Origin of the sequence: Rossellomorea yichunensis (genome assembly GCF_032337515.1) — a bacterium.
Classification (GTDB): Bacteria; Bacillota; Bacilli; order Bacillales; family Bacillaceae_B; genus Rossellomorea; species Rossellomorea yichunensis.
In genome coordinates this window covers 21,061-28,203 of record NZ_JAVYAD010000015.1, presented here as the reverse complement: position 1 = coordinate 28,203, position 7,143 = coordinate 21,061, and the positions used below count along the sequence as shown (strand labels likewise).

General features: G+C 41.7%; 4 protein-coding genes and 1 riboswitch. All 4 genes read right to left on the bottom strand.

What is annotated here, in order from left to right:
- Window positions 1-503 precede the first annotated feature (503 nt).
- Window positions 504-2,579 carry a glucose-specific PTS transporter subunit IIBC gene (gene ptsG, locus RSX31_RS22975; protein WP_148971353.1) on the bottom strand — a complete coding sequence of 692 codons (2,076 nt, stop codon included), beginning with the start codon at window positions 2,577-2,579 and terminating at the stop codon, window positions 504-506.
- Window positions 2,580-2,760: 181 nt separating this feature from the next.
- On the bottom strand, window positions 2,761-3,603 hold the full coding sequence (glcT, locus tag RSX31_RS22970; protein WP_148971352.1) for a glucose PTS transporter transcription antiterminator GlcT: 843 nt from the start codon (window positions 3,601-3,603) through the stop codon (window positions 2,761-2,763).
- 208 nt (window positions 3,604-3,811) lie between these two features.
- On the bottom strand, window positions 3,812-5,146 hold the full coding sequence (locus RSX31_RS22965) for an NCS2 family permease (protein ID WP_148971351.1): 1,335 nt from the start codon (window positions 5,144-5,146) through the stop codon (window positions 3,812-3,814).
- A gap of 127 nt (window positions 5,147-5,273) precedes the next feature.
- Window positions 5,274-5,375: riboswitch (purine riboswitch) on the bottom strand.
- 196 nt (window positions 5,376-5,571) lie between these two features.
- Window positions 5,572-7,125, bottom strand: a complete 1,554-nt coding sequence (gene guaA, locus RSX31_RS22960) for a glutamine-hydrolyzing GMP synthase (protein WP_148996602.1) — start codon at window positions 7,123-7,125, stop codon at window positions 5,572-5,574.
- Window positions 7,126-7,143 lie beyond the last annotated feature (18 nt).

Sequence of the window (7,143 nt, the reverse complement as noted above, 5' to 3'; positions counted from 1 at the left end):
TAGCTCTTTAAAAATAAATCTAGAATTAACGTTGACGTATTGTCTTGTTTTGTTCAGTTTTCAAGGTTCAATGTGTATGTGCTTCGTTTGAAGCGACTTGACCATCATATCAAGAATGCAGTGTGTTTGTCAACAACTTTTTTCAGGATGTTTTCGATACCAGTTTGAAGTTGTTATGTACCCGCTGCTCTCTTGCGACGGTTTTTAAAGTATATCAATCTATTAGATATACGTCAATACTTTTAAGAGAGTTTTTAGAAAAACTTTTAGAATTACTACTTTCTTTTACTCTCTCCAATGATTACACCCTCTAAAACACAGGTTAGACCCTTATATTCGAGACTCTAAAACCTCTCAACCAAAGCCTTCTATCTCTTCCTACTATCTATATAGTAGAAACTATACTTATACTTGTTTCATTCCCTCTATTACATTTTCCAAACTAACAAAAAAACCATTTTCATTCTCCTCAAGAGAGAATGAAAATGGAGTTTAATTATTCTTTAGTCGATCTTGATGATATTTTCGTCGTTACGGTTTACTTTACCTGACTTCTCGATTGTTACTTGTTGACCTTCTTTAAGGTTCGTGAAGACAATCGGTGTCATAATAGAAGGAGCGTTTGCTTTGATGTAGTCAAGATCCACTTCCAGTAATGGTTGACCCGCTTCTACCTGGTCTCCCTCTTTTACGAGCGCTTCGAATCCTTTACCTTCTAATTTAACCGTATCGATCCCAACATGGATCAGAACTTCACGGCCTGCTTTGGACTCAAGTCCGATGGCATGCTTCGTCGGGAATACGTTTACGACTTTACCTGTGATAGGTGAAACGATGGTTCCTTCTGTCGGTACGATCGCGAAACCGTCACCCATCATTTTCCCTGAGAATACCTGATCAGGAACTTCCGTGATGTCTTTGATTTCTCCAGTGATAGGGGCTACGAATTTTTCGTTCTTTTGTTCTTCAGTTGTCTGAAGTGCCTCTGGGTTCACTTCTTCAATTTGTTGCTCAACTTCTTCATTTGCGTTTGTTTCTACTCTGCGTGGAGCTTTCCCACGGATGATGTCTTGCATTTGTGATTTGATCGTATCTGACTTAGGTCCGAAGATCGCTTGAATGTTGTCTCCGACTTCAAGGACTCCTGAAGCACCTAATTTTTTCAGGCGGTTCTTATCGACACTTTTTACATCATTAACAGAAACACGAAGACGAGTGATACATGCGTCTAAGTGAGCGATGTTTTCTTGTCCACCCATTGCTTCCAGGATATTGTATGGAAGGTCTCCAGCTGAACTTGCCGGTGATCCATCGTCATCTTCGTCTACATCTTCACGACCAGGAGTCATAAGATTGAACTTACGGATAGCGAAACGGAATCCGAAGTAGTAAATGACAGCAAATACTGCCCCTACCGGAATAACGATCCATGCGTTTGTTTGTGGGTTGATCAATCCGAACAGGATGTAGTCAATTAAACCACCTGAGAATGTCATACCGATCTTAACGTCTAATAGATGCATGGTTAAGAAAGATAAACCTGCAAAGATTGTATGGATACCAAAAAGTACTGGTGCTACGAATAAGAATGAGAATTCGATTGGTTCTGTGATACCTGTTAAGAAAGATGTTAAAGCTGCCGAGCCCATGATACCTGCCACAACTGCTTTTCTTTCAGGTTTTGCTTCATGGTAGATCGCTAATGCCGCTGCCGGAAGACCGAACATCATGAATGGGAATTTACCAGTCATGAAGGTACCTGCAGTCAGATCTTGTACTCCATCTTGAATCTGCTTCATGAAGATCGCCTGGTCTCCACGAACAATATTTCCTGCTTCTGAAGTATACGAGCCGAACTCGAACCAGAAAGGTGAATAGAAAATATGGTGAAGTCCAAATGGTATAAGAGCACGTTCGATGACACCGAATATGAATGCAGCAAATGCTCTGTTTTCACCAAGCATAAAGTTAGAGAATGAATTAAGGCCATTTTGGATCGGTGGCCAGATTAATAACATTAATAGTCCTAGTACAACAGCAGAAGCTGCCGTTGCGATTGGAACAAATCGTTTACCCGCGAAGAATCCCAGATATGAAGGGAGTTCGATTTGGAAGAAACGATTATACATTGCCGCCGCGAGTATCCCGACGATAATACCACCGAATACCCCGGTTTGAAGTGTAGGAATCCCGAGAACAAGTGCGTATGCAGGATCTACACCATCACCTGTTACATCCCCGATTCCCAGTCCTTCAACTGTTCCCATTGTTACGTTCATAATCAAGAAACCAACGATAGCTGCTAAACCAGCGACCCCTTCCCCACCAGCTAAACCGATGGCTACACCCACTGCGAATAACAGGGCTAAGTTTCCGAAGATAATTCCACCTGCTTGTTCCATGACACTTGCGACCATTTCAACGCCGCCGTTTGAAAGGAATGGAGCAATTTCTAATAACGTCGGGTTTTGCAGTGCATTACCGAATGCAAGCAATAATCCCGCTGCTGGTAAGATAGCTACAGGCAGCATAAGAGCTTTACCGACTTTTTGTAAAACGCCAAAAGCCTTTTTAAACATGAAGTTTCCTCCTTTTATTTCGTTCATTTTTCCAACTAATTAGATGATGATTGCAAACAAAAAAGGCATGAGAAAAGAGGATAATGAACGTATAAGGATAGACTACCCCAAATTATACGTTTCAATCATCTTCTTCACTCATGCCTGATCGTATCAGTAACACGTAAGAAAGATAAGTACTTTATTTAACTTTACTCTGAATACGCTGCAAGTGCATAGTTAAATATACAGCCTCTGCATCGTAGACGGGTTTTTGTAATGTTTGCTGCATCATCTTGATCAGCTTCCAAGATAAATTATAGCAGAGAGGGTATTCCTCTTTCAACAGTTTTGCAATTTTTTCTGGTTCTTCTACGCGTTCTTCCCTAAGTACCCGCTCTATTGTATATCGAATGTGGCGCACGAGCCTCATATAATCGACGCTTTCCTTATTAATTTTCACATCCAGTTGTTGTTCGATCATCCCGGTCAGGCGACCAATCAACTGGGAGTGTTGATTCACTTCAGACAGATCCTTGTTCATCATGGCGCTATGGATATGAAGGGCAATAAATCCCACTTCCCCTTCCGGCAAATGAACATCGGTCATTTCATTGATCATGCCCACCACTTCTCTGGCAATTTCGTATTCGAATGGATACAGCGTCCTCGTTTCTACCAGAAACGGATTGCGGATCTCCATTCCTCTCATCAATCGGTTGATAGCAAAAAGGATATGGTCGGTCAGGGCGATGTGAATATGCTCATTTAGAAAAGAGTTGGTTCTTTTTCTGATTAATTCGATGGCAGAAATGATGACGTTCGACATATCATCATTTAAGAAAGGAAGAAGGTTTTTGTACTGCTCCTGTTCTTTCTCTCCTTTTAATACAAACATCTTTTCTGCAATATCATTCTGAATGGGGTCCCCTTTTTTACGGTTGAACCCTATCCCTTTCCCGATCAGCACGACTTCACCGTAACTCTCGTGATTTGCAATTAATACATTGTTATTCAACGCTTTCTTCACATTTAAAGTAGACATCGTCATTCTCCCTATAATTTCGACCAATTTCGACACTATCCGATTCCATGATTTTAACGAAAACCTATCCTTTTTTCAATTCATATTTCCCGTATACGTATATCTTCTCTAGTCCTCCCCCCGTTTCCTCTATTTATGTTTCACTCTTTTCCGTTTAAAAATAACAAAAAGCTGATCTCCGAGAGACCAGCTTAAAGATTTTTATGTTTTAAACTAAGAATATAAAATACATAACGAAGATGACAAACAAGAAATACATGATCGGATGGATTTCCTTTACGCGACCTTTCATGATCATCGTAATAGGGTAAAAGATAAATCCGATGGCGATACCTGTCGCGATGCTGTACGTTAATGGCATGGCTACGATCGTTAAGAATGCTGGTACAGCTACCTCAAACTTCTTCCAATCAATTTCTCCCAGGGATGAAACCATAAGCACCCCTACAATGATCAGTGCCGGTGCTGTAACTGCCGAAGTTATGACGGCAAGCAGCGGGAAGAAGAAAATCGAGAGTAAGAATAAGACTGCCGTTACCACTGACGCAAATCCGGTTCTCGCTCCTGCCGCTACACCTGCAGAAGATTCAATATAAGACGTGGTTGTCGAAGTCCCTAAGATGGCCCCTACCACTGTTGCACAGGAATCGGCGAATAAAGCTTTACCTGCACGTGGTAATTTATTTTCCTTCATTAATCCTGCTTGATTGGCAACTGCTACAAGGGTACCTGCCGTATCGAAGAAATCAACGAATAAGAATGTCAGAATCACAACAAGCATTTGTATCGTAAAAATACTGCCCGCATCATTGAATAAAGGATCTAAAGCTGCTCCAAACGTAGGAGCAAGACTTGGTGCTGCGTCTACTACTTTTTCCGGCGTGTCGATCAATCCAACGACCATTCCGACGATTGCCGTTACAACCATCCCGATGAATATACCGCCTTTAACGCCTCTTGTCATCAGAATGACGGTAATGATGATTCCGAAAATGGCGAGAAGAGTCGAGCCATTTGTTAAATCTCCAAGACCCACTAATACTGCATCATTGTTCACAATGATTCCTGCATTTTGAAATCCGATAAAGGTAATGAAAAGTCCAATACCCGCTCCTACTGCATATTTTAATTCCGCCGGGATTGAGTTAATGATTTTTTCACGAATACCCGACAGTGTGAGGATGATGAAAATCAATCCTGAAATTAACACACCAGTTAATGCCGATTGCCACGGTACACCCATTGTCAATACTACTGTGTATGCGAAGAATGCGTTTAATCCCATACCGGGTGCTAGGGCTATTGGATATTTTGCAATGAGCCCCATGATCAAGGAACCAATGGCAGCCGCTAAAGCCGTAGCGACGAATACTGCACCGTAATCCATTCTCATGCTATCCGGAAGATCCGGTACCGATTGAAGGGTTAACGTCAATGGATTGACGATCAGGATATAAGCCATAGAAAGAAACGTCGTTAATCCCCCGATGATTTCCCTTCTATAAGTCGTTCCTAACTGGTCAAACTGAAAGAAATTTTTCATTCTTGTACTCCTCCTATAGAGTCGCCGCAGAATTCAGCATTTCAATAAAAAAGCCTCGAACTACCAGAGTTCAAGGCTTTGACTGTTAAGATCATGATGAATAGGTCAATGGTGAATTGTTCAACAGTCCTATTCTCAATCACCTCGTAGTCAAGCCATTTACGGTAGCTTGGTAGAAACGCTCGGGCCTTATTCCCGAAATTATACGACGTAATACTTTTATAATGTTTTATTATGATTACAGTACTATTGTACCAACTCAAAACATGACCGTCAACACAAAATACGAACATTATTTATTAAATTTTATATTAATGTTCGCTTTATACACAAAATGACAGGCACTCCCGTTTTTTGTCGAATTCTAAGAATCGACCTTCGACGGGAAGTGCCTGTCACCTATCTGTACAAGAATCTATAAGTTTCTATTCCCACTCAATCGTTGCAGGTGGCTTACTCGTCACATCATACACAACGCGGTTGATATGATCGACTTCGTTTACGATACGTGTTGAGATTTTCTCCAATACATCCCAAGGAATACGGGCCCAGTCGGAAGTCATACCGTCAATGGATGTCACCGCACGGATTCCGATCGTATAGTCATACGTTCTGGCATCCCCCATCACTCCGACGCTTCGGATGTCAGGCAGAACCGTGAAGTATTGCCAAATGTCACGATCAAGTCCGGCTTTCTTGATTTCATCACGCAGAATGTAATCAGATTCACGAACGATCTCAAGTTTCTGCTCAGAAATTTCACCGAGCACACGAATTCCAAGACCCGGTCCCGGGAATGGTTGACGCCATACGATTTCATCAGGAATACCCATTTCAGATCCTAATGCACGCACTTCATCTTTGAATAATGTGTTCAATGGCTCAATAAGTGTGAACTGCATGTCTTCAGGCAGTCCACCAACATTGTGGTGAGATTTGATCGTCTGAGCAGTGGCTGTTCCACTTTCAATGATGTCTGTATATAAAGTACCTTGTGCAAGATACTCGATACCTTTAAGCTTAGTCGCTTCATCATCAAACACGTAAATAAATTCATTCCCGATGATTTTACGTTTTTGCTCAGGGTCAGAAACACCTTTTAATTTATTTAAGAAACGGTCTTGAGCATCCACTTTAATGACGTTCATGTTAAAACCGTCAGAGAAAGTTTTCATGACGCTGTCTGCTTCACCTTTTCGAAGAAGGCCGTGATCAACGAAAATACATGTTAATTGATCACCGATTGCTTTATGGATCAACACTGCAACAACAGAAGAATCCACTCCTCCGCTTAATGCGCAAAGGACTTTTTTGTCACCGACTGTTTGACGGATCTTGTCCATTTCCATTTCAATGAAGTTCTCCATGGACCAGTCACCTGCACACCCACACACGTCGAATACGAAGTTTTTCAGCATTTCATTTCCGTGCACAGAGTGACGTACTTCAGGATGGAATTGAACGGCATATAATCCTTTTTCCTCGTTACTCATGGAAGCAATCGGGCAAGAAGGGTTCGTCGCGTTTACATCAAAGCCTGCAGGAGCTTCCACTACAAGATCTCCATGACTCATCCATACGACTTGCTCTTCAGGCAGGTTGGAGAATAACTTAGATTGTTTTTCAATATTGATGGCCGCTTTTCCGTACTCACGGTGCTTTGCGCGTTCCACTTTTCCACCGAAGTGCATAGTCATAAGCTGCATACCGTAGCAAATTCCCAAAATAGGAATATCCAAATCAAAGATGCGCTCATCGCAACGGAATGAGTCTTCACCGTAGACACTGTTCGGTCCCCCGGAGAATATGATCCCGGTTGGATTTATTTCCTGAATTTCTTCAAGGGTAACTGTATGCGGGTGGAGCTCACTATAAACACCGAACTCACGAATTCTTCGGGTGATTAATTGATTGTATTGACTTCCAAAGTCCAAAACGACGATCATTTCTTGATTGTGCAATTCTTCTTTACCAAGCATTCAGTTCACCTCATCAGT